Annotated in this window: 21 protein-coding genes; 13 read left to right on the plus strand and 8 right to left on the minus strand. The window is 45.2% G+C overall.

Annotated features, from left to right (window positions below; all coding sequences use genetic code 11):
* The first annotated feature begins 9 nt into the window (after positions 1–9).
* The gene (locus FLM48_RS08270; RefSeq protein ID WP_179024320.1) at positions 10–195 is read left to right on the plus strand and encodes a hypothetical protein; all 186 of its coding nucleotides are present in this window, start codon (positions 10–12) and stop codon (positions 193–195) included.
* 227 nt (positions 196–422) lie between these two features.
* Here FLM48_RS08270 and cysZ read toward each other — a convergent pair whose 3' ends face one another.
* Positions 423–1,196: a sulfate transporter CysZ gene (gene cysZ, locus FLM48_RS08275; RefSeq protein ID WP_028774325.1), complete on the minus strand. Its 774-nt coding sequence runs from the start codon at positions 1,194–1,196 to the stop codon at positions 423–425.
* 202 nt (positions 1,197–1,398) lie between these two features.
* On the opposite strand from cysZ, the gene FLM48_RS08280 reads away from it, so the two are divergent.
* The 11 genes from FLM48_RS08280 (at position 1,399) to FLM48_RS08330 (ending at position 17,234) form a co-directional block, all read left to right on the plus strand.
* The gene (locus tag FLM48_RS08280) at positions 1,399–4,803 is read left to right on the plus strand and encodes a chromosome segregation protein SMC (RefSeq protein WP_179024321.1); all 3,405 of its coding nucleotides are present in this window, start codon (positions 1,399–1,401) and stop codon (positions 4,801–4,803) included.
* 24 nt (positions 4,804–4,827) lie between these two features.
* Entirely contained in the window at positions 4,828–5,802 is a 975-nt protein-coding gene (zipA, locus tag FLM48_RS08285) for a cell division protein ZipA (protein ID WP_179024322.1), read from the plus strand.
* A 63-nt stretch (positions 5,803–5,865) separates the two neighbouring features.
* The gene (gene ligA, locus FLM48_RS08290) at positions 5,866–7,875 is read left to right on the plus strand and encodes an NAD-dependent DNA ligase LigA (RefSeq protein WP_179024323.1); all 2,010 of its coding nucleotides are present in this window, start codon (positions 5,866–5,868) and stop codon (positions 7,873–7,875) included.
* 159 nt (positions 7,876–8,034) lie between these two features.
* Positions 8,035–8,499, plus strand: coding sequence for a DUF2919 domain-containing protein (locus tag FLM48_RS08295; RefSeq protein WP_179024324.1), 465 nt, complete (start codon positions 8,035–8,037; stop codon positions 8,497–8,499).
* Positions 8,500–9,103: 604 nt separating this feature from the next.
* The gene (locus FLM48_RS08300) at positions 9,104–10,309 is read left to right on the plus strand and encodes an HD domain-containing phosphohydrolase (RefSeq protein ID WP_028774330.1); all 1,206 of its coding nucleotides are present in this window, start codon (positions 9,104–9,106) and stop codon (positions 10,307–10,309) included.
* Positions 10,310–10,375: 66 nt separating this feature from the next.
* The gene (locus FLM48_RS08305; protein ID WP_179024325.1) at positions 10,376–11,224 is read left to right on the plus strand and encodes an SDR family oxidoreductase; all 849 of its coding nucleotides are present in this window, start codon (positions 10,376–10,378) and stop codon (positions 11,222–11,224) included.
* A 62-nt stretch (positions 11,225–11,286) separates the two neighbouring features.
* Positions 11,287–11,907 carry a thiol:disulfide interchange protein DsbA/DsbL gene (locus FLM48_RS08310; RefSeq protein WP_037471446.1) on the plus strand — a complete coding sequence of 207 codons (621 nt, stop codon included), beginning with the start codon at positions 11,287–11,289 and terminating at the stop codon, positions 11,905–11,907.
* A 581-nt stretch (positions 11,908–12,488) separates the two neighbouring features.
* Positions 12,489–12,755 (plus strand): DUF4212 domain-containing protein, encoded by a 267-nt coding sequence (locus tag FLM48_RS08315; protein ID WP_179024326.1) that lies wholly within the window; start codon positions 12,489–12,491, stop codon positions 12,753–12,755.
* A gap of 12 nt (positions 12,756–12,767) precedes the next feature.
* Positions 12,768–14,486: a sodium:solute symporter family protein gene (locus FLM48_RS08320; protein ID WP_028774334.1), complete on the plus strand. Its 1,719-nt coding sequence runs from the start codon at positions 12,768–12,770 to the stop codon at positions 14,484–14,486.
* Positions 14,487–14,711: 225 nt separating this feature from the next.
* Positions 14,712–16,559: a DUF294 nucleotidyltransferase-like domain-containing protein gene (locus FLM48_RS08325; RefSeq protein ID WP_179024327.1), complete on the plus strand. Its 1,848-nt coding sequence runs from the start codon at positions 14,712–14,714 to the stop codon at positions 16,557–16,559.
* Positions 16,560–17,234 (plus strand): exonuclease domain-containing protein, encoded by a 675-nt coding sequence (locus FLM48_RS08330; protein WP_179024328.1) that lies wholly within the window; start codon positions 16,560–16,562, stop codon positions 17,232–17,234.
* A 34-nt stretch (positions 17,235–17,268) separates the two neighbouring features.
* Here the strand turns inward: FLM48_RS08330 and FLM48_RS08335 are convergent, their stop codons facing one another.
* Positions 17,269–19,017 (minus strand): ATP-binding protein, encoded by a 1,749-nt coding sequence (locus FLM48_RS08335; RefSeq protein WP_179024329.1) that lies wholly within the window; start codon positions 19,015–19,017, stop codon positions 17,269–17,271.
* 14 nt (positions 19,018–19,031) lie between these two features.
* Complete coding sequence (locus FLM48_RS08340) at positions 19,032–19,565, minus strand: heme NO-binding domain-containing protein (protein ID WP_179024330.1); 534 nt, start codon at positions 19,563–19,565, stop codon at positions 19,032–19,034.
* Between the two features lie 221 nt (positions 19,566–19,786).
* On the opposite strand from FLM48_RS08340, the gene FLM48_RS08345 reads away from it, so the two are divergent.
* Positions 19,787–20,365: a hypothetical protein gene (locus FLM48_RS08345; RefSeq protein WP_179024331.1), complete on the plus strand. Its 579-nt coding sequence runs from the start codon at positions 19,787–19,789 to the stop codon at positions 20,363–20,365.
* Between the two features lie 414 nt (positions 20,366–20,779).
* On the opposite strand, the gene FLM48_RS08350 is transcribed toward FLM48_RS08345, so the two are convergent.
* The 5 genes from FLM48_RS08350 to dapA all read right to left on the minus strand — a co-directional run bounded on the left by FLM48_RS08350 (position 20,780) and on the right by dapA (position 26,314).
* Positions 20,780–21,850, minus strand: coding sequence for a ketoacyl-ACP synthase III (locus FLM48_RS08350; protein WP_179024332.1), 1,071 nt, complete (start codon positions 21,848–21,850; stop codon positions 20,780–20,782).
* A 95-nt stretch (positions 21,851–21,945) separates the two neighbouring features.
* Complete coding sequence (locus FLM48_RS08355; protein ID WP_028774341.1) at positions 21,946–22,617, minus strand: GntR family transcriptional regulator; 672 nt, start codon at positions 22,615–22,617, stop codon at positions 21,946–21,948.
* A 108-nt stretch (positions 22,618–22,725) separates the two neighbouring features.
* Positions 22,726–24,291 carry an aldehyde dehydrogenase (NADP(+)) gene (locus tag FLM48_RS08360; RefSeq protein ID WP_179024333.1) on the minus strand — a complete coding sequence of 522 codons (1,566 nt, stop codon included), beginning with the start codon at positions 24,289–24,291 and terminating at the stop codon, positions 22,726–22,728.
* Between the two features lie 27 nt (positions 24,292–24,318).
* On the minus strand, positions 24,319–25,320 hold the full coding sequence (locus FLM48_RS08365) for a 4-hydroxyproline epimerase (protein ID WP_179024334.1): 1,002 nt from the start codon (positions 25,318–25,320) through the stop codon (positions 24,319–24,321).
* A 79-nt stretch (positions 25,321–25,399) separates the two neighbouring features.
* The gene (dapA, locus tag FLM48_RS08370) at positions 25,400–26,314 is read right to left on the minus strand and encodes a 4-hydroxy-tetrahydrodipicolinate synthase (RefSeq protein ID WP_028774344.1); all 915 of its coding nucleotides are present in this window, start codon (positions 26,312–26,314) and stop codon (positions 25,400–25,402) included.
* Positions 26,315–26,404: the final 90 nt, after the last annotated feature.

Here is a 26,404-nt window from a genome sequence, read left to right on the forward strand (position 1 = left end):
GCTAATCTTTTGAGGTTTATTTGTTATCGTTTGGGGCTATTTTGCCAGCAAACAGCCGCTGAGCTTAACTTATATTTGTTACAATTGGTGTCTATTGGTTGCAGTTTGTTATCGGGTTGGCCGTTTAACGATGTGGCCAATGCCAAAGGGCCATTGCCAAAGGAATATGGACAAGGGCCATTGCATGGCAGTTAGCTAGATGGTGAGGATATTCGCTGCACAAGACTTAAAGCCAAGGGGTGACAGCAAGCAAAGGGATTGAAAGTAGCAGGTTTACTGGTTAGCACGAGATTAGTTGCCGCGCTAACCGTCATATCTTGGCTGTTTTCTCGCTAATATCTAATCGCTAGTGTCTAATTTTTAGTATTTAGACACTAGCAGATAGTCTCTATGTCGTTATTCAGGGACATTATTCAGGGCCATTATTCAGGAGCCACAGCATCGTTTTTATAGGCTACACGATACTTATCAACCCACATGGCCGTTGCGCCACAAATCGCCACTGGCATGACGATAAAGTTCACAATGGGAATCATGGAAAATAACGTCACTGTTGCACCAAAGCTAAAACTGCTGCCTTTGGTTTGATTCAGTGCAAATTTCATATCATCGAATGGCACTTTATGATTATCAAAAGGGTAGTCACAATATTGAATCGCCATCATCCAAGCGCTAAACAAAAACCACAGTACCGGCGCTAAAGTTTGGCCGATAAAAGGCACCAAAAACAATAATAAAAACACGATTGCACGGGGAAGATAGTATTTTAGTTTTATCCATTCCCGCCCCAAAATGCGCGGTAAATCTTTGATTAAATCAACCGTACCACCAGTGTTGAGATCTTTACCGGTAAGGTGTTGCTCCACCTTTTCGGCTAGTAGGCCGTTAAATGGGGCGGCGAGCCAGTTCATTACCGAACTAAATATAAATGACAGCACCACTAGCAAAGTGATCACCGCTAACGGCCACAGCAAAAAATTGAGCCAGCTTAAATAGTCAGGAAGCTGCGCCGATATCCAAGCAAAAGCCCGTTCTAGCTCGCCAATGGCAAAGTAGATCACAGAGCCAAATAACAGCAGGTTAATCATCAGCGGAATAAAGACAAAACTTCTTAACCCTGGACGCTTAATTAGCGCAAAGCCATCGAGGAAATAGTTCACTCCGCTTTTAGGTTTAGTTGCAGCTGGTTGATTCATAAATATACGTTAGGTCGTTGTTACAGTGAATATGTATCGATTGTGCGGTAGCAACGCTGTAAAAACAAGCATTAGCATGGCATCTAGGGAATAAAAAACGTTACAAAATGCGGCGTGCTTTGCTAAAGTGGGGACACTCACTTACCTTAGTTAGGTTGTCAAAGTCTAACTGATTAAAAGCTAAACGACTTTACTCTATTTAATGAGACTCACACAGATAAAACTTGCTGGATTTAAGTCGTTTGTCGATGTTACTAAAATCCCTTTTAACCAACCCTTAACTGCGATTGTCGGGCCCAATGGCTGTGGCAAGTCTAATGTTATTGACGCTGTACGTTGGGTGTTAGGGGAAAGCTCTGCCAAGCACCTTCGTGGTGATTCTATGGCTGATGTTATTTTTAATGGTTCCAACGCTAGGCGGCCGGTATCGGTGGCCAGTGTCGAGTTGTTATTTGATAATCAACAGGGGCGTTTAGCCGGCCAGTATGCCAGCTATCAAGAGATTGCGGTAAAACGTCAAGTCAGTCGTGATGGCGATTCGAGTTATTTCCTCAATGGTCAAAAATGTCGCCGTAAAGATGTGACTGATCTGTTTATGGGGACAGGTTTAGGCCCCAGAAGTTATGCCATCATTGAGCAGGGGACAATCTCTCGGCTGATTGAATCTAAGCCCCATGAGTTACGGGTGTTTATCGAAGAAGCGGCAGGGATATCGCGTTACAAAGAGCGCCGCCGTGAAACGGAAAATCGAATTCGTCATACCCGAGAAAACCTTGAGCGATTAGGGGATATTCGCCAAGAATTACAACGTCAATTGCAAAAGCTTGAAGAACAAGCACAGGATGCGAAACAATATCGCCAGCTAAAACAGGCAGAGCGCCAATTAGATGCCGAGCTCACCGTTAGCCGATTCTTAGAGTTTACCAGTCAAACTGACACTATTAACCAGCAACTTAATGAACACCAATTGTCATTGAGTGAACTTGATGCGCAAAAACAAGCGCTATCGTTGCAGATGACCCAAGTCAAACTCAGTATTGATGAACTCGATAAAAATGAACATCAGTATGTAGAGCGTTACTATCAAAGCAGCACCGAAATTGCCAAGCTTGAACAATCCATTAAACATACCGTACAGCAAGATGCGCATTTAACTGAGCAGGTCGCCGATATACATCAACGCCAACTGGCGTTAACGCAGCAACATAGTGACACTAGCAGTGCACAGGCGGTATTAGCTCAAGAGTTAACCCAAGCCACTGATGTTGAGTCGCAGCTGCAACTCGACTGCGATAATCTCAAAGAACAGTTATTTGAAGCTGAAGCACTGTATGATGACGCGAGGGAAGCGCTACAGCAGCAACAGTTTACCAGCAAAGAAAAACATCATGCGACGGAGGTTGCTAAGCGAGATGAGCTGCATGCTGAGCAGCAAAGCCACAATTTACAGCAGCAAATACAGCAAAGTGAACATCAACTTAGCCAGCTCAATACCCAAAGCCATCATGAAAACTTAAACCGTTATCAAGATGAGCTTACTTCTCAGCTTGCTGCCCAAGATAATGCGCAGCAGTTAATTAAGACGAGTGCCGAGCAACTAGCAAAAACAGAGCTGCAATGTCATCAGCTCAAGCTTCAAGAAGAAGCGCTAGCACAGTCTCTTGCTGAAGAGCGAGGCCGCTCTGCAGCAGTGACGCAATTGCTGCCAGATGCTGATAAGCAAGAAGGTGCAGCCTTATGGCAGTGTATTGCTGTCAAGCCAGGTTGGGAGGCTGCCGTCGATGTGCTACTCGAATCCATATTGACCCAGCAAGTCGAAGTGGACGTTAACCAGCTTGGTTTCAATACCGCACAACCGGCTGAGTGGCCAGGACTGCAAACCGAGGTAAATCTGTCTCCGTGGTTAAAAGATGTTCATTGGGAGCAGACGCTCGATATCGCCAAGCAGCGTGTCACTGGCCTTGCCCCGCATGAGCGTATTATCACGGCTGATGGTTATCTAGTGGGGCAGGGGTTTGTGCTGCAAAAATCAATTAATACCTTATCACTGGTGCAGCTGCGTGCAGAACTTGATGCGCTAACTGACAGTATTGCCGCGAGTGAAATTCAATTGGCAAAAGTGCGTAGCGCGTACAGCGAACAATTGACGATGCAACTGAGCCATAAACAGGCTCAAGAACAAGCGATAAAATCTCATCAGCAGTACCAAGTGAGCTTGACACAGCTACGCGCTGATATTGAAGCTGAGCATGCCAGTATACGCGTGGTTGAGCAGCAAAAAACACACTTGCTTCAACAACAGCAAACTTGGCAGCAGCAGTTGCAAAAGTTACAGCAGCAAGCCCTCAGCCATAGCCAGCAGTTGGCGGTATACCAGCAACAACAGCAGGAAGCGCAGCTTCAAGTTGAACGATTAACAGCACAGCTTGCCAATTGCGATGCTCAGCGCAAAACCTTGTCGCAATCTGCGCAGCAATCAAGCGCACAACTTCTTAAGCAGCAGCGTCATATTCAGCAGCTACAATCACAGCAAACATTGCATGCACAGCAAATACAGCAGTATCAAGGTCAACTTGATGAATTTGACTCGCGATTGGACAAACTAAAACTGCAGCTTTCCGACAGTATTGATGATAGTGATGCACTGCAAAAGATGCAGCAGAAGCTGGCTAGCTTGTTGGCAACTCAAACTCAGCAGCAAGCGGATTTGTCAGAGGTTAGGGCCACATTAAGTCAATTACAGCAGCAGTTTGAACAGTTAGGAGTAGAACAAAAACAACGGCTTGGAAAGATTGAGCACTTGACTCAAGCGATCAGCACGTTAAAGTTACGTCGAGAGGGGATTAAAGGTCAGCTTGATTCTCAGCAATTGCTGATTGATGAGCAACAAATTAATCTTGAAGCGATTAGTGCTGAATTGGATGTAAGTAAATCACTGCAATGGCGGCAAAAAGAGCTCAGTCGTGTTAAGGCTCAAATAGAGCACCTTGGCGCGATAAACTTGGCGGCGATTGAAGAGTTTGAGCAACAAAGTGAACGCAAACACTACCTTGATAGTCAAGATAGCGATTTGACCAGCGCGTTGACTCGATTGGAAGAAGCGATAAGAAAGATTGATAAAGAAACAAAATCTCGATTTAAAGAAACCTATGACAAGGTTAATCGAGATTTAGGGGTGCTGTTTCCTAAAGTATTTGGGGGAGGTAGCGCCCACCTTGCATTGACCGATGATAATGATTTGCTCGAAACTGGTGTAACCATTATGGCCAGGCCACCGGGTAAAAAGAATAGTACAATTCACCTGCTTTCGGGTGGAGAAAAAGCGCTAACCGCTTTATCATTGGTATTTGCTATTTTTAGGCTTAATCCGGCGCCTTTTTGTATGTTGGATGAAGTTGATGCACCACTAGATGATGCCAATGTAGACCGTTTCTGCCGATTGGTTAAAGAGATGTCAGCTAGTGTGCAATTTGTTTATATAAGTCACAATAAGATCACCATGGAATTGGCTGATCAATTAATTGGTGTCACTATGCATGAAGCGGGGGTTTCACGTATAGTCGCAGTTGATATTGATGAAGCGGTGGCGATGGCCGACGCTGTATAATTATTAGGAAACACAGGGTAATCAATGGAAAATTTGCAACTGGTATTGTTTGTTTTAGGAGCGATAGCCATTATCGCGGTACTTGTGCATGGTTTTTGGTCCATTAGAAAACAGCAACCAAAGTCATTAAAAGAAAACCCTATGTCGGGTTTATATACTGATAAACCTAAAGATGCAGATGGCTTTGATGCTGATGGTATTGGTGAGGTGAGAGTTAAAAAGGCCTCCGAAGAAAATACCGATAGTGAGCAATATCAACAAGTGACGCCATCAAAGGCCACATCGAGCTCGCACAACAGTCAAATGTCGCCGCAAGAGCCGGTTCTCAGTGCTATCGATGATGTTGACGATGATCCCGAAGTTGATTTTTCATTATCTAATCAACCAACGACAAAAGCACCTAAAGCCAAACAAGAGCCACAATTAACTGCAAGCTCTGATGCCGCAGCTGAAAATGTGCAAATGGATTTGGGGTTAGCACCGGAACCTGCACCCGCGCAGCCAAGTTTGTTCGAAGCTGAGCCTGTGGCTGAACCTCAAATTGAACAGGCCTCAGCCATTGAAGAAAAGGTTGATGCTCCGCTACCTGAGCCCGAAGATGTATTAGTGTTGCATGTGGTCGCCAACGAAGGTGAGCTTAACGGCGCAGAGCTACTGCCAAGTTTACTGGCACTGAACTTCAAGTTTGGGGACATGAATATTTTCCACCGCCATGAAGACAATGCTGGCACAGGTAAAGTGCTATTTTCATTAGCCAATATGGTAAAACCTGGGGTATTTAACCCAGATGATATGGAGCAATTCAGTACCCATGGAGTGGTGTTATTTATGACGCTGCCTTGCTATGGTGAACCACTAATGAATTTCTCTATTATGCTCAACTCTGCCCATCAGCTTGCTGATGACTTAGGCGGAAAACTACTCGATGGTGGCCGAGAAGAGTGGAGTGAAGCGACTAAGCAGAATTATTTACAACGTATTCGTCAACATACTGCCTAGTAAAATCAATCAGATAAACTGAGGCCGCATTCGCGGCCTCTTTTGCTTAATTTGGATACACAAATGCAAGAAATCATAAAGCGTATTAGTCAATTAACCGAAGAAATTAACACCCACAACTATCGGTATTATGTTGATGATGCGCCTTCAATACCGGATGCTGAATACGATCGTTTATTGCGAGAGCTTCAAGGGCTAGAGCAGCAACATCCAGAGCTCATACTCGCAGATTCGCCAACCCAACGTGTTGGCGGGGTTGCGTTAGATAAGTTCGAACAAATAAACCACTTGAAGCCGATGCTGAGTTTAGACAATGTGTTTGATCAAACCGAATTTGATGCATTTCACAAACGCATAGTCGATAAAGTCGGTTCAGATTTAAGCTTTTGCTGCGAGCCCAAACTAGATGGACTCGCGGTGAGTTTATTGTACCGTGACGGTGTATTTGAACGCGCGGCCACTCGTGGTGATGGCCTTGTGGGTGAAGATATCACCGAGAATGTGCGCACTATTCGCTCAATACCGTTAAAACTACGTGGCGATGATTTTCCGCCGTTACTGGAAGTGCGCGGTGAAGTGTTTATGCCCAAAGCCGCTTTTGATGCGGTTAACCAGCGAGCATCGGCCAAGGGCGATAAGGTATTTGTTAATCCCCGTAATGCCGCTGCTGGCAGCTTGCGTCAATTAGACAGCAAAATAACCGCCAGCCGTGCATTGGCATTCTACGCCTATGCGTTAGGGGTTGTTGAGCCAGAATCGTGGCCGTTATCGGATAGCCATTATGGTCAACTGATGCAGGTTAAGTCGTGGGGCTTCCCTGTGAGTAGTGAGGTCAAACTGTGCAGCGATACCGCAAGTGTGCTTGATTACTACCAAGATATTTTGACTCGTCGAGAGTCACTGTCTTATGAAATTGATGGCGTGGTGCTTAAGGTCGATGGGATAGAGCAACAACAGACACTTGGCTTTGTCGCCCGCGCGCCTCGCTGGGCAACCGCTTATAAATTTCCGGCTCAGGAAGAGATAACAACCTTAGAAGGTGTGGATTTTCAAGTGGGTCGAACTGGCGCTATAACGCCAGTAGCGCGATTGCAGCCGGTATTTGTCGGTGGTGTCACCGTATCTAACGCTACCTTACATAACGCAGATGAAATCGCTCGACTCGGTGTGATGGTAGGCGATAGCATCATTATTCGCCGTGCGGGTGATGTTATTCCGCAAATTGTTGCCATTGTTAAAGACAAGCGTCCAGATACAGCGCAAGCGATTGTGTTTCCTGAAACATGCCCAGTTTGTGACAGTATGGTTGAGCGTGTCGAAGGTGAGGCCGTTGCTCGTTGTACCGGTGGTTTGTATTGTGAAGCGCAGCGTAAAGAAGCCATTAAGCACTTTGCATCTCGTAAGGCGTTGAACATCGACGGTATGGGTGACAAAGTCGTTGAACAGTTGATTGATAAAGAGTTAGTCAGTAGCCCAGCAGATCTATTTAAACTGACAGCTTCGGCCATGACAATGCTTGACCGCATGGGACTTAAGTCAGCAACTAAGCTTGTTGGCGCGATTGATCATGCCAAACAGACTAGCTTGGCTCGGTTTATATATGCGCTTGGGATCCGTGAAGTAGGCGAGGCCACCGCTGCCAACTTAGCGAACCACTTTAAAACCATTGAAGCGATTAAAACTGCAGATGAAGAGGCTTTTATCAAAGTGGATGATGTGGGGGTGATTGTCGCTAAACACCTGGTGCATTTTTGGGCGCAGCCGCATAATGTTGAAGTGGTTGATAGATTAATTGCAGCAGGGATTAATTGGCCAGAGATAGCGCAAGTGAGTGACGATGAATTGTCTCTCAAAGGCCAAACTTGGGTGCTCACCGGTACCTTGACCCAACTTAACCGCAATGATGCTAAAGCACGTTTACAAGCACTCGGTGCTAAAGTCGCTGGCAGCGTATCGAAAAACACCGATTGTTTGGTTGCGGGTGAAGCTGCGGGTTCTAAGCTGACTAAAGCGCAAGATCTAGGTGTCAAAGTTATTGATGAAGCAGAACTGCTGGATTTGTTAAACGGCTAGTAATCTGATGTCAGCCGTCGGTAAAAAACACCAGCTATGAGCTGGTGTTTTTTCTTATATAAAAGCAATGGTACAGGCCGACAATGCTGATTTTTATTCAAGGTGCATTGTTTTTGAGTTATTTACCTCCATATAACAAGTAACATAAGGGGGAGATGAGTGAATTTTGGACACATAACTTGGCTTGATGACAATGGCCACATTAAGCCGCCACCGATGCTTTATTTGATGTTGGTGTTTATTGCACGCGGCTGGTGCGTATTTGCGGCTTCATTGACACAAGCCAGTGACCGAGCTGGCCTAGTAGCACTGTTTTATCCCCATAAAACCGATTTCTTAATGGCGTTGGCTGCGGGTTTTGGTGCGTTATTACTTTATGGGGTAGTTATCGCTGAGCGAAAGCGCAAGCCCTTATGGCTTATCCCGATATTTGCCAAATTGAAATGGTTGTTGTTGCTGTTACTGGCAGTGGACGGTGCATTGCTGATGCAACGTTTAATCCATAATCAATTCCTGTTTACCTGGAGTTTTGGCCTAGATGCACTGTTTCTATTTTGGAGCTTGTTGTATATCTGGCAGTCGAAACGCTTACATTATTATTTGAAAGATTGGCAAAAAGAATAAAAAAAGGCGCTGCCAATAAGCAGCGCCAACGAACCTAAATGAAGAAAACTCTTCATGTAATGTTCCAGGAATGTTAACAAAAAAGCCTTACTAAAACAGCTACATGAAGTTAGATGTAGTGCCTTAGCAGTAAGGACAATTGACAGCAACACTCTTTAAAGTTCCATAGTCGGGGTCGCCTATGAGCCTCTAAAGAACAAGAAAGATAATAGCATAATGAATATTGTATACAATGTTCAAAAATAGAATTGTGAATTTTATGTTGCGAATTAACCGCTGTTGGTTAGTCTTGGCGAAAATGACTGCACTTGGTAACTCAGGTGTTCACCAATCCACCCATCCTTATTAGTCTTTGCTAATGCATTTGGCTCGATATTATTGCTGTCAGTGGCTCTCCGTCCAGTGATATCCGCTTGTAAATCTGCCTGCTGACTCACAAATCTCTAGCTTGCCGGTCTTATTGTCACTTGTCATTTTTATGACATTTGACGTAATATTTAAACTATCAGCTATAGTTATCTTATTAAGATAAATCAATTTAAACGTTTTTATTATCATAGGGCTGTTGGTCAAATGTGTTACCGACAAATAAATGGAGTTTCTGGTGTCCCGAACTGAGCCAATGCAATTGCCGGTGTCGCAACTACAAGTTGGGATAACGGTGAAGTTGCCAATGTCGTGGAAAAACCATCCTTTTCTACTCAATCGTGTAGAGATTAAAGATGCAACCCAAATCGAGTTGATCAAGAGCTTGGGTGTGCCCTATGTTATTTTGTTATCAGGACAGGAGCTGATTGAGCAAGCTTTGGCAGAAGCCGAGCAAGTTGTCGAAGATAAACCGGTCGAAGTCAAACAAGTTGATCCTAAAGTGCAAGTCCGTAAGTCACTGCGATTAAGTCAGCAACGTTTTATCGACTGCGTCAATGAAAGTCGCTCCTCTTTTGGAAAGGTCGCAAGCGATCCTGAAGGGGCCTATCGCGCAGCAGCCGGTTTAGTGGAAGAGATGTTAGAGCACATGCTTGAAGTGGAAAAGCCATATCTTGCATTGGTGAGCGCTGGGGAGAGCGATGCCAGCGTTACTCAGCACGGCATTTCGGTGGCAGTGTTGTCGTTAATGATTGCCAAAGCGCTCGATTTACCCAAATCGGCCATGAGAGACATTGCCTTAGGGTGTTTGTTTCATGATATTGGTAAGCTTAAAGTGCCTGATGTTATCCGCCGCAAAAAAACAGCATTAACGGCGCAAGAAGCCAACTTTATGAAGATGCATCCTAACTTCGGTTACGACATGCTCAATAAGTCTGGCCTGTACCCTAAACCTATGCTCGATATCGTGTTACATCATCACGAGTTTATTGATGGTTCTGGTTACCCGGATGGATTAGTAGAAAGCAAAATCGCTACGACAACGCAAATTGTTAGTCTAGCCAATGACTACGATAAACAGTTGTGGTCTGGTGAAATCAGTTCACCACAGATTGCCTTAGGCTATTTATTTAAAAATCGTGCTGGTAAACACACTGAAAAACTCATTGAAGTTCTAGTTAAAATTCTGGGGATTTACCCACCAGGCACCTTAGTTGAGCTATCTAATGGCTGTGTCGGCAAGGTCATGATGACAGCGAAAGAAGTGAAGCAGCCACAAGTGTGGGCCTGTGAAACCGATGGCAGTGGTGCGGCATTACGCTTTCTAAGCCAAGAGGGCGTGACAGTGACCAGGGTGGTTAAACTTGAGGAGCTGTCAGAAGGTGCGATGAAAGTACTGCAGGCAGACACTGGGATCTGCTTTTATTTCAGTGGCGTTGAATAATAGGCATGAAATCTTGCCTGTAATGGCGTATCGTTACCTTCCTTCGATTCAGTAAAAATAAATCTTATGATCACTTCTGTTGCTATTGTTGGTTGCGGTTGGTTTGGTACCCCGTTGGCCAAATTTCTGTTAGATAAAAACCTCAAAGTATTTGGCTCCAAAAGAACGCCACAAGGGGCCGACGCGCTCAGTGAAGACGGTATTCATGGTTTTGCCCTCGATCTTGATGATACCTGTGCCTTCAATGATTCAACAAGCCAATCTGAGCAGCTCAATAAGACGCAGCAAGCTTTATGGCAAGATGCCTTGATTGTCAATATTCCCCCGGGACTTCGCAGCGGCAAAAGCGATTACCTTGAGCGCTTACAAAAGCTAAAAACATTGATTGGCGACCACCAGTATCAGCGAGTTGTTTTTGTCAGTACCACAGGTGTTTATGCCGCAGATGGCCGTTGTCATGATGAAACGTCCGCTAGCGCCTATGACGATAAAAGCCAGACCCTGCTAGCGGCAGAGCAACTGTTTTTAGATTATTCGTGTTGCACTGTACTGCGCTTTGCGGGACTTGTTGGCCCCAAGCGTGCACCAGGGCGTTTTTTTGCCGGTAAGCGTGACATTGCTGGGGCAAACCTATCAGTTAATATGACCCACCTTGATGATTGTATTGGTGCGACCTATCAGGTGTTGCAGGCACAGCATAGCGCTAACAATATATTCAACGTGTGTGCTGAACAACACCCGACTAAACAAGCATTTTATTTTGCAGCAACCCAGAAGCTAGGTTTGCCCGCACCTGCTTTCGCCGTAGATAATGACGCGAGTTTGGATAAAACCGTTTGTGGACAGAAGATCGTAAATGAGCTTAATTACCGATACCACTATTTAGATCCTATGGTGATGCTAGAGCATTGCTAACGGTAGCCACTGCATGGCTGTTTTATTAGTTTACTATTTTACTGGCGTAAGGAGTGCCTTAAATGAAACGACTATCCACTGTTTTTACATCTGTGTTGCTTGCTTGTCTGCTGTCGGTTGCTGTATCGAAGGTTAATGCCAAAGAATTTGTCGAAGGTACAGATTTTGTCAAAGTTTCAGGGATACCAGAGAGTAACCAACCAGTCGTTAGGGAGTTTTTCTCTTACAACTGTGGTCATTGTTACCGACAAGATCCGCATTTTGAACAGGTGGCCAAGCTGTTGGATAAATCAATTACCTTTACTCACACACCAGTAGGGGCAGGGCGTGAAAGCTGGATGCTAAGCCAACAAGCTTTTTTTGTCGCGCAAAAACTGCAAATGGGTAAGTTGATGCATGGGCAAATATTTAATCATATTCACCAACAGCAAGGGCCTTTTACGCGCCCACAGCAAGTTGTCGATCTGTTCGTTGCTAATGGTGCGGATGCTAACAAAGTTGAGGCGTTAATGGCCTCAGCTGATATGCAATTGAGTCTGTCTAATTATGATAGCCAAACGCAATTATCGGGCATTCGCGGTGTCCCCGCTATCTTGGTTAACGGTCAATATATGGTGAACAATACCAGTCGGCCTGCCGCTGAATTAGCCGAGTTACTCACCTACCTAGCCAACTTAAAGTAGTGGTAACTACTAAAGCGAAGCTAAACCTGCAAGGTTAAAGTTGTCAGTTTAGGTGTTTATAAGCGCCTAAACTGCCTGACATTTCAATTATATGCCCACTAGTTTTAGCGCTGTTGCTTAGATATTTTGGCTTATCTAGCCGCTGCTTGATTCGTTATCTGGCCATCAGCCCGCTGCGGTATGACTGCCCTTAAATTCCATTCTTGCCATGTACTAGCCACACTTTACGTATGTTATTGACCTAGAGCCATCAATTTGGCCCTGATCAAGCAGCGAGCCTTATTTTATTGTACTGATTTCGAGGTCCGTTTGGTGCTAGGCCTCTAGGTAAAGTCAATAAACTTTTAGTTGAGTTGTTACATAATTGCTAATTCTAACTCGACCTTAGTCTAAGGTAGGGCTGACCGTTTAGTGTTGGGTTGACGTGCGCGTCAATATGTAAACTGTTGTTTTTACGTGTTAAATATTTTTATTCTGGCAGGGTTTACGCCAGCGTTAGACTAAGGTCTTGATTGTTCTCCTTTCCCTGCTTGATAGATTAACTGTGACTTAAATCAAAAAAACAGCACAGGGGAGTCGCTATGAGTTTTGAAAATAATGAAAAAGCTGAGGGCTATTGGCGGGAAAATTTACGCCTAGTTCTTAGCCTATTAGCGGTATGGGCATTCGTGTCGTTTGGATGCGGAATTTTATTAGTAGATGTACTTAATGAGATCCACTTTATGGGCTTCAAACTAGGTTTCTGGTTTGCTCAGCAGGGCTCTATGTATGTCTTCGTCGCGCTTATCTTCGTTTATGTAGCGAAGGCAAATGCACTTGATAAAAAATATGACGTGCACGAAGACTAAAGGAGTATAGAGATGGATGTTCAAACTTTAACGTATTTGATTGTGGGCGTAACGTTCGCCCTGTATATCGGTATCGCGATTTGGTCTCGTGCGGGATCAACTAAAGAATTTTATGTAGCTGGCGGCGGTGTTCCCCCTGTGATGAACGGCATGGCCACAGCAGCAGATTGGATGTCAGCGGCATCGTTTATTTCTTTGGCAGGTATCGTCTCTTTTACCGGCTATGATGGTTCGGTATATCTAATGGGTTGGACGGGTGGCTATGTTCTGCTAGCGCTTTGTATGGCTCCGTACCTACGTAAATTTGGTAAGTTTACGGTGCCCGACTTTATTGGTGACCGTTACTACTCGCAAGCGGCCAGAACTGTGGCTGTCGTCTGCGCCATCTTTATCTGCTTTACCTATATTGCAGGTCAAATGCGTGGTGTGGGTGTGGTGTTCTCGCGGTTCCTAGAGGTTGACGTTGAGACTGGTGTTTACATCGGTATGGCCGTTGTATTCTTCTATGCGGTATTGGGTGGTATGAAAGGGATTACCTATACCCAGGTTGCCCAATATTGCGTACTAATTTTCGCCTTTATGGTTCCAGCGATTTTCATCTCAGTGATGATGACAGGCCATGTACTGCCACAAATTGGTTTTGGTGCGGAGTTAATCGATGCTGCGGGTAATGGTACTGGCGTGTATCTGCTCGATAAGCTAGATGGCTTATCCGCTGAACTCGGGTTCTCCCAATATACCGAAGGCTCTAAGAGCATGATTGATGTGTTCTTTATTACTGGTGCCCTGATGTTTGGTACCGCGGGTTTACCACACGTGATTGTACGTTTCTTCACTGTACCTAAAGTGAAAGATGCCCGTGTATCTGCAGGTTGGGCGTTAGTATTTATCGCGATTATGTACACCACGATTCCAGCACTAGCAGCGTTCTCACGTGTTAACATGATTGAAACCATCAATGGCCCTGAATCAACCGGTGTTGCTTATGAAACCGCGCCAGAGTGGATTAAGAACTGGGAAAAGACTGGCCTGATCACTTGGGATGACAAAAATAGCGATGGCAATATGTATTATGCCAAAGGTCCTGAAAGTGAAATGAAGATTGACCGTGATATTATGGTATTGGCAACGCCTGAAATTGCCAACTTACCAGCATGGGTTATCGCATTGGTTGCTGCAGGTGGTCTAGCCGCCGCGTTATCAACCTCAGCAGGTCTGTTGTTGGTTATCTCTACATCGGTATCTCATGATTTATTGAAGAAAAACCTGATGCCTGATATTTCCGATAAGAAAGAGTTGATGTTTGCCCGAATTGCAGCCGCGCTCGGTATTGTCATGGCTGGTTACTTTGGTATTAATCCACCAGGGTTTGTAGCAGCGGTGGTGGCCATTGCGTTCGGCTTGGCGGCATCGTCACTGTTCCCAGCAATTATTATGGGTATTTTCTCTAGAACGATTAACAAAGAAGGTGCGATTGCGGGCATGGTGATTGGTTTAGCATTTACTGCAAGCTATATCATTTACTTCAAGTTTGTTAATGTTGCAGATAATAACCCAGACAACTGGTTCCTAGGTATCTCACCTGAAGGTATTGGTATGCTTGGTATGGTGATTAACTTTGCCGTTGCATTTGCTGTAAGCAAGGTGACTGCAGCAGTGCCACAAAATGTTGTCGATATGGTTGAAGGTATTCGTTTCCCTAAAGGGGCTGGTGAAGCTCACGACCACTAAGTCAAAAACTAAGGCACAAACTTAGGTACAAACTTAGTCACAAACTAAGCTCGATGAAGGGACGCCCATGGCGTCCCTTTTTATTTGCTGCCATTTTATGGCCTTTGGTCGAATACGCTTCGCTAGTTAATCTTGTTACCTTTGAATTAGGGCGTGTGACCTTTGGAGCACAATTTTACCGCGAAAGGTCTGCACGCCATAGATATCATTAACTAAGGTGGGCTTATGGATGCGAGCGAACTGCAACCAATCTCAGACTTTCTCTCAGCGTTAACTCCTTTTGACAGTTTGAGCGACGCCGCGCTACAGCGTTGCTGCCGCGCGTTGACCATAGGTTATTACAGTAAAGCATCAGCCTATGTGCCGCTTGATGAAGATCACCCGCAGCTATACATCGTGCGCACAGGGGCTTTTGAGGTGCGTAACCAAGATGGTGAACTCGTCGATAGGCTAGGTGATGGTGACTACTTTGGTTTTCCATCATTATTGTCAGGCGACAAGATCAGCAATCGGATACAAATTCTCGAAGATGGCTTGGTCTATCACTTAGATCCCGATACTTTTAATTTTTTACGCAATGAAAGTCGCGAGTTCGATCGATTTTTTAATCGTGCCTATGCCCAGCGAATGCGACATCAAGGTCGGTTTAAAGCCAAAGAGATGGCAACGACAAACCGCATTAGCACGTTAATGACAAAGCAGCCACTGACTATAGATATCAACGCGTGTGTGGCTGATGCGGCAAGGTTAATGCGCGATAATCGAGTGTCATCTGTTCTGGTCATTGATAACCAGCAATTAAAAGGCATTCTAACCGATAGAGATCTGCGTAATCGAGTGATTGCCCTCGGTCACGACGGTCAATTACCGGTTCATCAAGCCATGACCACATCACCCACCGTATTAAATTCACAAGCGTTGGTATTCGAAGCCATGTTGCTGATGAGCGAGTGCAATATTCATCATCTGCCAATTATTGATGATGGTGAGCCAGTCGGGGTGATCACCAGTACCGATATTTTGCGTGGACAAAGCACACAACCTTTATTGTTAATTGGTGAGATAGAGCGACAAAGCAATCTAGAGAGTTTAATTAACGTTAGTAAGCAGATCCCGCTGCTATTGCAAAACCTTATCAGTGCTGATGCCCGTGCCGAGGAGATAGGCCGGGTATTAACTTCAGTTACCGATGCGCTAACACGGCGTTTGATTGTGCTCAATCAACAGATTTTAGGTGAGGCACCGCTGGCATTTTGTTGGTTAGCGTTTGGATCGCAAGGTAGACAGGACCAAGCAGCTTGTTCTGATCAAGATAATGGTCTATTGGTCGCCGGTGAGATGGATGAGCATGCTCAAGGCTATTTTGAGGCATTGACCAAAGCAGTATGTAAAGGCCTAGACAGCTGCGGCTACGTCTATTGTCCTGGGGATATTATGGCGCAAAATCCCAAATGGCGTATGACGTTGACCCAGTGGCAACAAAAGTTTGAACATTGGGTAAAGCAACCTGAGCCTAAAGCCTTGATGCATGCCAGTATCTTTTTTGATATGCGCTGTGTGTTTGGCTCGGCCAGTTTGTTTGACAGTTTACAAGATCATGTACTGGCAAATACCAAGGGCAATGATATTTTCTTAGCGGGGATGGCGGGTAACTCGTTGCAGGTATCGCCGCCGCTAGGGTTCTTTAAGAAGTTTGTTTTAGAACGAGATGGCAGCGAAGTAAAAGGCATTGATTTAAAACACAAAGGTAATGCCCTAATTAATGACATCGCGCGGGTATATGCGTTGTTTGCCGGTATTAAAGAGGTCAATACCGCTAAACGGATCCGCGAACTGATGCAGCTTAATATCATTAATCGTAAGGATGCACTCAACCTTGCCGATGCCCATGAATTTATCGCCCATATGCGCTTGTCTAACCAAGGCTATCAATATACTCACAACGAGACCGTGTCCAACTATCTTATGCCACAACAATTGTCTTCATTGGTAAGGCATCAGCTTAGGGATGCGTTTAAAGTGGTCCATGACGCGCAAGCTGGGTTGAAGTTGAAGTTCACTCGGAGTTTTTAATTGAACGCAATATTGTCAAAACTGGGACTATTCTGGCGCGCATGGCGTACTCAGCATCCATTGATTAAAGATTACTATGCCGAGCTTGCTAAGCTATTGCAGTACAAACTTGCTGACATTCCAATGCTAGCAATTGATCTTGAAATGACAGGGCTTGACCCCGCATTTGATCAGATTTTAAGTATTGGCATTGTACCGATAAAAAATGGCCAGTTGCAGATGGCAAAGGCGCAACATAAATTGGTGAGTATCGATGGTAGCGTTGGTCAAAGTGCGGTAATTCACGGTATTTTGGACAACCAATTGCAAGATGCGTTGTCTCCTGAGCAGGCGATGCAATGGTTTATGCAGCAATCGAAAGGATATTTGTTAGTCGCTCACCACTCGCCGTTAGATTTAGCTTTTTTAGAGCAGGGGATTAGCCGCCACTTAGCCGAGCCAGTGAAATTGCTTGCGGTGGATACTCTTGCTGTTGAAAAGCGGCGTTTGTTGCGCCAGCAAGAGGTGTTTAAAGAGGGGGAGCTGAGACTAGGTGCTTGCCGAGAGCGCTATAACTTACCCGTTTACAATGCACATAATGCCTTAATTGATGCGATTGCCTGTGGAGAGTTATTAATAGCTCAAATGGCAGCCATGGGGGATGGCGATAAGCTTACGGTGACGGATCTGTTTTAGCCCTGTATTTGGGTACTAAACCATTAACGATAGGCTAATGGCTACCCGCTTTACTGGGTTGATTGCCCCACTGAGTTAACGCGCATCTTAAATCGTCAAGTTTATAGGGTTTACTGACAATATCATCCATGCCGGCATCAAAACATAACTCTCTCTCGGTGGATGTTGTGCCAGCGGTCAGGGCAATAATCGGTTCAGCGTAGCCTTGATTGCGCAATATCATCGTGGCTTCGTACCCATCAACAATTGGCATACGGCAATCCATAAAAACAATATCCACTTGGTTGTGGTTAAGGTATTCAATGGCTTCTTGACCGTTAGCGGCAATACTCGGCTCGATGTTGAGCTTAGCCAACATCAGCTTTATTAGCATTTGGTTCGTATGACTGTCTTCAACCACTAGCACCGATAGTTGGCTAATATCTATTTGAGTCTCTGGTGTTGATGTCGCTACCTGACTTTGTTTGGCGATGCGTAAAGGTAAGGCAATGCTGAATGTCGTACCGACATTAATATCACTGTCTATGCTGATATGCCCATTCATTTCGCTGACTAATAAACGACAAATCGTTAAGCCTAAGCCTGTGCCCTCAAATTTTCGATTGCTACGATTATTCGCCTGCGTAAAGGGTTCGAAAATACTGTCTATGCTCTCTTGTGGTATGCCGCAGCCAGTATCCGTGACGGTAAAGCAAAACATCTCATTGCTCCACTGTACATCGACGTTAATGCTGCCTTGCTCGGTAAATTTTATCGCGTTACCAATTAAGTTGACGAATAACTGCTTAATACGATCTGGGTCACCAACAAGCCTTGGTGGAATGGTGGGCTGATAGGAAAATTCGAATGCCAGCTGTTTTTCTTGAGTTTGGATGGTAAAGGTATCTTTAATCATGTTGCATAGCTGCAAGGGATCAAATGCCGCTTCATTGAGTTGTAGCATGCCGGCGTTGATTTTACTGACGTCGAGCAGATCATTGATGATGACTTTGAGTAACTCCCCAGATTGCATCATGGTATTGAGCAGCGCTTTTTGCTCGGCGGTGAGCTGGGTTTGCAGCATGAGTTCAGTTGAACCAACTACGCCACTTAATGGTGTACGCAGTTCATGGTTTATCATTGCCACGAAATCGCGGGTAGAGCGCTCTGATTGTTCTGCACGTTGTTTGGCTGCTAAGGTTCTGTCTAGCAGGGCTTGGCGCTGATAGGCCGCAAGCAACATATCACCAAATACGAGTAATTGCTTTTCTATGGTGTGGATCCAATTTTCGGGTACAGAAAGTGCAATGCGAAAGTGGCCCAAGAACTCTTTATCGGCACTGATGTTGACAGTTAACTGGCTAAAATCGTCGCTCCAACCGAATTTAATCGTTTCTGGTAGTGCTTGCCAGTTTACTTCTTTACCAGTATGAAAGCGCAGTAAGCTCTGGGCTTGTTGCGCGTTTCTAAATACCAGTTCAATGGCATCAATTTGCTCGATGGCCGACAGGTCATCAACCAGTAGTTGCAGCAAGGAATTTGAAAGCGGCTTTTGCAAAAAGTTTTGATTGAAATCCAGTAGAATTGATTCCAAATAACTTTTTAATTTAATCAGGGCAATATCTTGGTCGGATTTTTCTTGGATACTGCTAAGGCTTTCTTCGACGAGTTGCTTAGCTAGATAAAGCTCACGGCTCTTTTCATCCAGTAGCTTTTCTGCGGCTATTTTTGCTTGCCGCTCACGGTCAGCTTTGCGTGTCAGCAAAGCGACCATTTGCTCTAGTTTAGCTATTTCGTCATTCATGGCGTGCTCTTTAGTTATACGATATTGAGCACGAAGCGAACTTCTGAGCCGGCATCATCGCGTGGTTGCATATCGATGTTCATTTGCTCATTGAAATGCTCGGCACAGCCTTGCAGTAGTCCAAAACAGACATGGGACATACACCGAGCTGAGTGATAATCCATAACCAGTTGGGCAGTGGACTCGGAAATAAACGTAAATTTAGGCGGGTTGGCATTAGGGTAGAGCTTCTTCACTTCAATATGAATGTACTCTTCGACACTTTTTACAAACTGAAAGGTTGAGCTAGCCTGGCCTTGTAAACCGGGCATGCTTTGATATAGGCGAATAAAAATAGATTTGCCATATACGCGCTGCAGTTCTTCAGCATCGACACCAGTGAGTTGGCTTAGGGTGATGATCAGTTTGACTAGGTCGCGATGATCGTAAGTGCCCACACTGGTATATACGCCGTCATTTTGATTCTCATCTAGCATTTTTTGACACACCTCTAAGCCAAAAGTGTCTTCGACTAGATTGAGAAATTCAGAAAAAATAATACCTTTCATTTATCATCCTTGTAAAACAGTGCTAATTAAAAACTAGTTTAAACTCAGTTGATTATCAACCTATTTTCACCTTGGTCTCATACCACTAGTCTCGGCAATCGACTTGGTGATTCATCGTTTGAATTTTTGCGGTGCAGATTTAGTTACATTTTTGGTTTGCTGATTCGGTAAACAATTGCCTATGTTATAGCTATTACAGATGAATAATTTACAAGGCTTTTATGGCATTACCTTTAATTTGGTTGGGTGGAGCAGTGATTGGTGCGGTAGTGCTGGCGGACCAGCGTGAAAAGCGTAAAACCATAGAATCTCAACGACGCTTAGGTAAGCGTGACTCTAGCAGTAGCCAAGGTGCAAGTTTGAATCCAAGCCTGTGGCAAAGCAGCGCAATAAAAGTGAGGCCAAAACCCGGCTCCATAGTGTGTTGTTTTGTTTATGGGGTAATAGAGCACACCGCAATCTGGCTTGATGAACATACGCTTATAGAGCTGCATGGTAGTGGCTTAGTGAGGGCGGTGTCGACGCAACGGTTTTTAGCCGGGCGCACAGGCAGTAAAATTTATTTAGCGTGCGATCATCGCCACCAACCTTTAGTCGATGAAATGATGTTAGAACGGGCCCAGCGGTCAATCTACCAGTACCGAGAGTACGATCTATTGGACAATAACTGTCATAGGTTTGTCTGGACTTGTCTCACCAACGAAGAGCGAGCTATTTCGAGCTTTAATGAGTTTAATCAGCTGATTGCCGAACACTTTGCCAACAATATTTACTGGGATGAGGCGATGTTTAGCTTGTAATACCAATCAGTATAAGAATTTGATCTACTCAGCGCGCTCTGGGCAAACTAATTCAAGGCGAATGATTGAAACAATGGTTGTTCCCTTGCGAAATTATTCAACGCAGAAGTAGGCAGCCTAAAACGCGCCAGAATGGCGAGTTTTAGCGATTCTGATGCTGTGTTAACGAGCTTAACCGTAGAATAACTATGCTCTTCACTCGTTGCAAGCCACATGGATGTGGTGAATGTCATTAATGCACGACTATAGGGATATAGGAGGTAGGGTAACGCAGGAGCAGTTACCGAGGAGCATTTAAGGACCTTGCCTCAGAACCGCTAAACTCTCGCTGAGTGACTAAATGTTTATACTGATTGGTATAATTAAGCATAAAAAACGCCAGCGAGAGCTGGCGTTTTTAACTAAATCAAATGGCTATTTATCTGAGCAAAAATGTTTTACTGCTTTGCTCACTAATTCAATTCCGGTTTGTTCACATGGCGGTAATTCAGCATCAGAAGTGCTGATTGGCGTTACGCGATCGCCCCACTTAATTAGTGCTGCTGCCGAAGTTAAACCAGCACCAAACGCACAAGACAATATGGTTTGATTCGGCTTAATCATGCCCTTTTCTAAAGCATCGCAAATCGCGATAGGGATGGTCGCAGCTGAGGTATTACCATAGTTGGCAATATTAACCACAGCTTTTTCTTTCGGAATTTTCATGCGACTAATCAAGGTATCGATAATACGCTCATTGGCTTGATGAGGAATCACCCAATCAACATCATCTTTATTCACTGCGCATTTCTCTAATACGGCGGTACTGAGTTTGCCCATACCGGCAATCGCGCGCTTGAAAATCTCTTGGCCATTGAACTCAATATAGAAATCAAGTGATGCAGCGCTAAAACGATCCATTGCGGTACCGAAGCCAGCTTTAAGGATATCGCGGCCAGCGGGATCATTATTTAGCTCGTAACCTAAAACACCTTCAACTTTATCCGTTGCTTCAAGCACCACGGCACCTGCGCCATCACCAAATAGCACTGCGGTTTCACGTCGAGACCAGTCAAGATAAAAAGACAGTCTTTCGGCGCCAATCACCAATACTTTTTGGCTTTGGCCACTTTTTATTTGTGATGAACCTAAACCCAATCCATATAAAAAGCCGCTGCAGGCAGCATTGATATCAAATGCACCACAGCTGGCGCCAATATTGGCTTGTACGGTTGATGCAATATTGGGGATCAGCGTATCAGGGCTAGCAGAGGCTAAAATAATTAGATCGATTTCACTGCCATCAATCCCCGCTGCCGCCAGTGCACGCTTAGCCGCTACCGATGCCATCTCAGAGGTATCTACATGGCTAATGTGGCGCTGACTAATACCAGTGCGCGGCTTGATCCACTCATCAGAAGTGTCAATGAAAGTGGCTAAATCATGGTTAGTCAGTGTGGCGGGCGGAACACATTTTCCCCAGCCGGTAATCGTGGCGTACTGCATGTGGTATTCTCTCAAGAAATAAAAGGCAGAACCTCAGCTCTGCCTAGTCAAACTAATAATTAAGCCTAGCAAAATGCAAGCTAGTCAAATGTGACCTAGTCGACTTGTTGTGCTACTAGGTCGCGGATGGCGTCTGCAGCGTGCAATATATGCGCGCGCAATAACTCAACCGCTTCATCGATTTGTTGATTTTTACAATAGCTCAGCATGTCGCGATGATCTTGTGCCGCACGTGGTATGCCGCCAGCCAATAACAATTGTAGGCGAATATAGCGGTCACAGTTAGTATTTAGACCATGGACGACTTCTAGGGTATGAGGTCGATTTGCAGGCTTGTACAAACAAGTGTGGAATAAGGTGTTGAGCTCACTCCAAGTGCTAACTGCATCTTCTTGTTTAAACGCCGTTTCTAATTCTGTTAAATACTTCTCGGCTTGCAATAGATCTTCATCTTGCAGATTAGGAATTGCTTTTGCCAATAAGTCAGTTTCAATAAGTGCTCTTAATTCAAACAACTCGGTGACTTGGTCGACTGATAGCTCGGTGGCTGTCGCACCTTTGTGAGCTTCGAATTTAACCAAACCTTCTGCTTCGAGCTGCAATAACGCTTCTCGAACTGGGATTCGACTGACATTTAACTCTTCGGCTAAAGCGCTTTGACGAAGAGGTTCACCTGCAGCGATGTCGCCTGAAAGGATCTTTTCCCTCAGCACTTCGACCACAACTTGTGTGCGTGTCTTATGGACGATGGGGGTATTTCGGCTCATAGTTCCCGTATCATTTTTGTCGTTATTTTAAGTTATCCGCCTAAGATTACCGCTTATAACACTATAAATAAAGGGAAACCGTGGTTTCCCTTTATGAAAAATGATGATTTAAAACTTATTCACCTGTGGGTGATTATCTTTAAGTGCATCAGGTAAGATTGATTGCGGCATGTTCTGGTAACATATTGGTCGCTGGTAGCGCGCTATCGCTTCGCTGCCGACTGAGGTACTGCGTACGTCGGTGCTCGCCGGGTAAGGGCCGCCATGCATCATTGAGTGACAAACCTCAACACCAGTAGGCATTTGATTAAAAATGATCCGTCCAACACGATAAGTGACGGCATCAATCAAACTTGTTTGTGAGGGCAGCTCATTTTCAAGCCCATGAATTGTTGCAGTCAACTGGCCTTCCAACGACGCGGCAATAGCCAGCATTTCATCAAGGTTGCTACACTCGACCACAATGGCGCAGGGGCCAAACACTTCTTGCTGCAATACCGTATCTGTTAAATAGGCCTCGGCTGTCACTTTTACAGCGCAGGGGCGAGTTTGATGCGCCGCTTCACTTGAGCGTCCTTGAGCGATTAAGCTGACGGTGTTTTTATCGAGTAGCTCCTGCACTTGAGCTTGATAAGCCGCAGCGATACCAGGAGTTAGCATCGCGTTCGCCGCTTGTTCAGCCAGTGATTCGGCCATAGCAGCAAGATAGCGTGTGAGTGCATCACCTTTAACGGCAATGATTACCCCTGGGCTTGTACAGAACTGACCATGTCCCATCATCATTGAAGCCACTTGATTCTGTGCTAATTTTTCTGCTTGTTCAGATAGGATGCCATTTAGTAAAAACTGCGGATTGGTTGAGCCGAGCTCCCCATAAAATGGAATTGGCTGGGCTCGTGCTGCGCAGGCATCGGCTAGAATTCGGCCGACCTTTAAAGAGCCTGTAAAGCCAACCGCTTGAATTGATTTATGGTTGACTAGTTGTGTCGATACTTCTGCCGTTCGGCCTTGAACTAAACCAAATACGCCTGCTGGCATATCGCAGCGACTTATTGCTTTGGCGATAGCGCGAGTAACCAGTTCGCTGGTGGCGGCGTGGGCCGGATGACCTTTTACTATCACTGGGCAGCCAGCTGCCAGTGCAGATGCGGTATCGCCACCGGCAGTTGAGAAGGCTAATGGAAAGTTTGATGCACCAAATACTGCAACTGGGCCTAAAGGAATGACACTTAAACGCGTGTCAGGTTTAGGCAAAGGTGCACGGTCAGGATTGGCTTGATCAATCACGCCATGGTGAAGGGGGTTACGTAGATTGTTGGCAAACAATCTTAATTGACCGCAAGTGCGACCCGTTTCGCCCTGTAAGCGAGCCATAGGCAGACCTGATTCAGCATTAGCCGCTAAGGTGATTGCGCTCACTTCAGATTCTATTTCGCTGGCAATGGCTTCTAGAAATTCAGCTCGTTGCTGCGCTGTTTTGCTACGGTATTCGATAAATGCACTGGCAGCAGCTTGGGCCGCAGCATTCACGTCTGCTTTGCTCGCATTGGCAAAAGTCCAGGCTAAAGGTTGGTTAGCTTGAGGATCAAAGCTGGCGAAATCGTTGGCTTCGCCAGTCCATTGGCCATTGATATAGTGTTGACCTGTGATTGTTATTTGTGTCAATTCTGTCATGTTCATTCCTGAAAGTTGTTAGGCTGACTATACGACTTGAAATCCAAAAGCATAAGGATCGTCATCGTCAACGGTAATCGCGTTTTGACCAGTTATTCTTGCCCAGCCTTGAATACTTGGATTAATAGCTTCAAATTCACCCACTTGAGTCGCGGACTCTATGCGACCAATAAATTGGCTGCCGATAATGCTTTCATGGGTGTACTGATCGCCGACTTTTAATTGACCTTTGGCATAAAGCTGAGCCAATCGAGCGCTGGTACCGGTGCCGCATGGAGAGCGGTCAATGGCTTTGTCTCCGTAAAATACTGCGTTAGCACCTTGAGAACCTTCGGTGAGCGTATCGCCTGTCCATAACACGTGAGATACGCCTTTAACCGTGGCATCAAGTGGATGTACGCAGGTCAGTGCTTTGTCAGCCACTTCGCGCACTATTGGGCTCCAGCGTAGGATGTCAGCGGCACTCCATTGTCTAAGGCCTGGGAAATTTTGCTGTGGGTCGACAATGGCATAATAGTTCCCCCCGTAAGACACATCGATTTTGAGCGGACCCAGCTCGGGAATATCAAGGATCACGTCTCTATGAGCCAGGTAAGCGGGAACGTTAAAGATCTTAACCCAATCGACTTTTCCAGCCGTTTGTTGGTATTCGATATTTATCTGGCCGGCGGGTACATCAATGATTAGTTTACCCGGCAGCTTCGCGGTTAATAACCCTGATTCGATGGCGGCGGTGATAGTTCCTATAGTGCCATGTCCGCACATGGGCAGGCAGCCGCTGGTTTCAATAAATAAAATGGAAGCGTCTGCGTTATCACTGCAGGGAGGGTACAAAAAAGCCCCAGACATCATGTCGTGTCCGCGGGGTTCAAACATTAGCGCTTTGCGTATCCAGTCGTATTCGTTCAGGAAATGCTGGCGCTTTTCGCTCATATTGCGTCCAGTAAGGTTAGGGTGACCACTGGTCACTAATCTCACTGGATTTCCGCAAGTATGAGCATCGACGCAAAAGAAAGTACCTTTTAACATTCGAGCCATACTCCGTATGTTTGTTTTGGTGGGCAAAGAGAGGCGATGTTAAGCCGCCTCCCTGGCCTAATAACTTGGTTTAGTCCAAGTTATATTTATCAAGGTCAATGCGAGTGGCCATTGCTTGTTTTATGACCTGTTCTACATAAGCACGCTCTTCGCCAATAAGCGTCATGCGCGGCATACGCACGTTTTCGCTGCCTCGACCTACAATTTGTTCCGCAAATTTGATGCACTGAACTAATGTTGGAATGGTATCTAGACGCAGCAGTGGCATGAACCAACGATATATTTCACGCGCTTCTTCAATTCGACCCGCACGAGCTAGCTTGAAAAGAGTGACTGATTCGCGAGGGAATACGTTGGTTAAACCTGAAATCCAACCCGTTGCACCAAGGAAGATACTTTCTAGGGCGATATCATCAACACCACATAGGATGTTGAAACGGTCCCCGAAACGACTTTGCAGTTCAGTTAAACGGCGAGTATCAGTAGTCGATTCCTTGATCGCCACAATGTTAGGCTCTTCCGCTAAAATTGCTGTCATATCAAGGTTGATATCAACACCATAACCCACTGGGTTGTTGTAAATCATGATAGGTAATTTAGTCGCACGTGCAACGGTTTGGTAGTGAGCGACTACTTCGCGGTCTGTACCACGGTAAACCATGGCAGGAAGCAGCATTAAGCCATCAATACCTAGCTCTTCAACATCTTGTGCATATGCAGAAGCGGCTTCAGCGGTGTTTTCAGTACAACCTGAAAGTACCAAAATGCGGCCATTAACGGTGTCGACTGTGTGCTTGATGAAGTCACGCTTTTCTTGAGGTGTTAGCGAAGCATTTTCACCAATAGTGCCAAGGGCGATGATTCCATCAATACCATCTCTAATTAGGTCTTCTAGCATCCGAGCATTTGATTCGTAGTTAATAGAACCGTCATCGTTGAACTGCGTTGAGATTGCTGGGAATACACCTTGCCAGTTTACTTTCATGTTGAGACCTCTTGTTGCTTTTTCACTATAAGTTTGATGCGAAAATAAAGTTATACCAATTTTTGGATTGTTCCAAAAGTTATAGTATAT

The sequence above is a fragment of the Shewanella sp. Scap07 genome, assembly GCF_013394145.1.
GTDB lineage: Bacteria > Pseudomonadota > Gammaproteobacteria > Enterobacterales > Shewanellaceae > Shewanella > Shewanella waksmanii.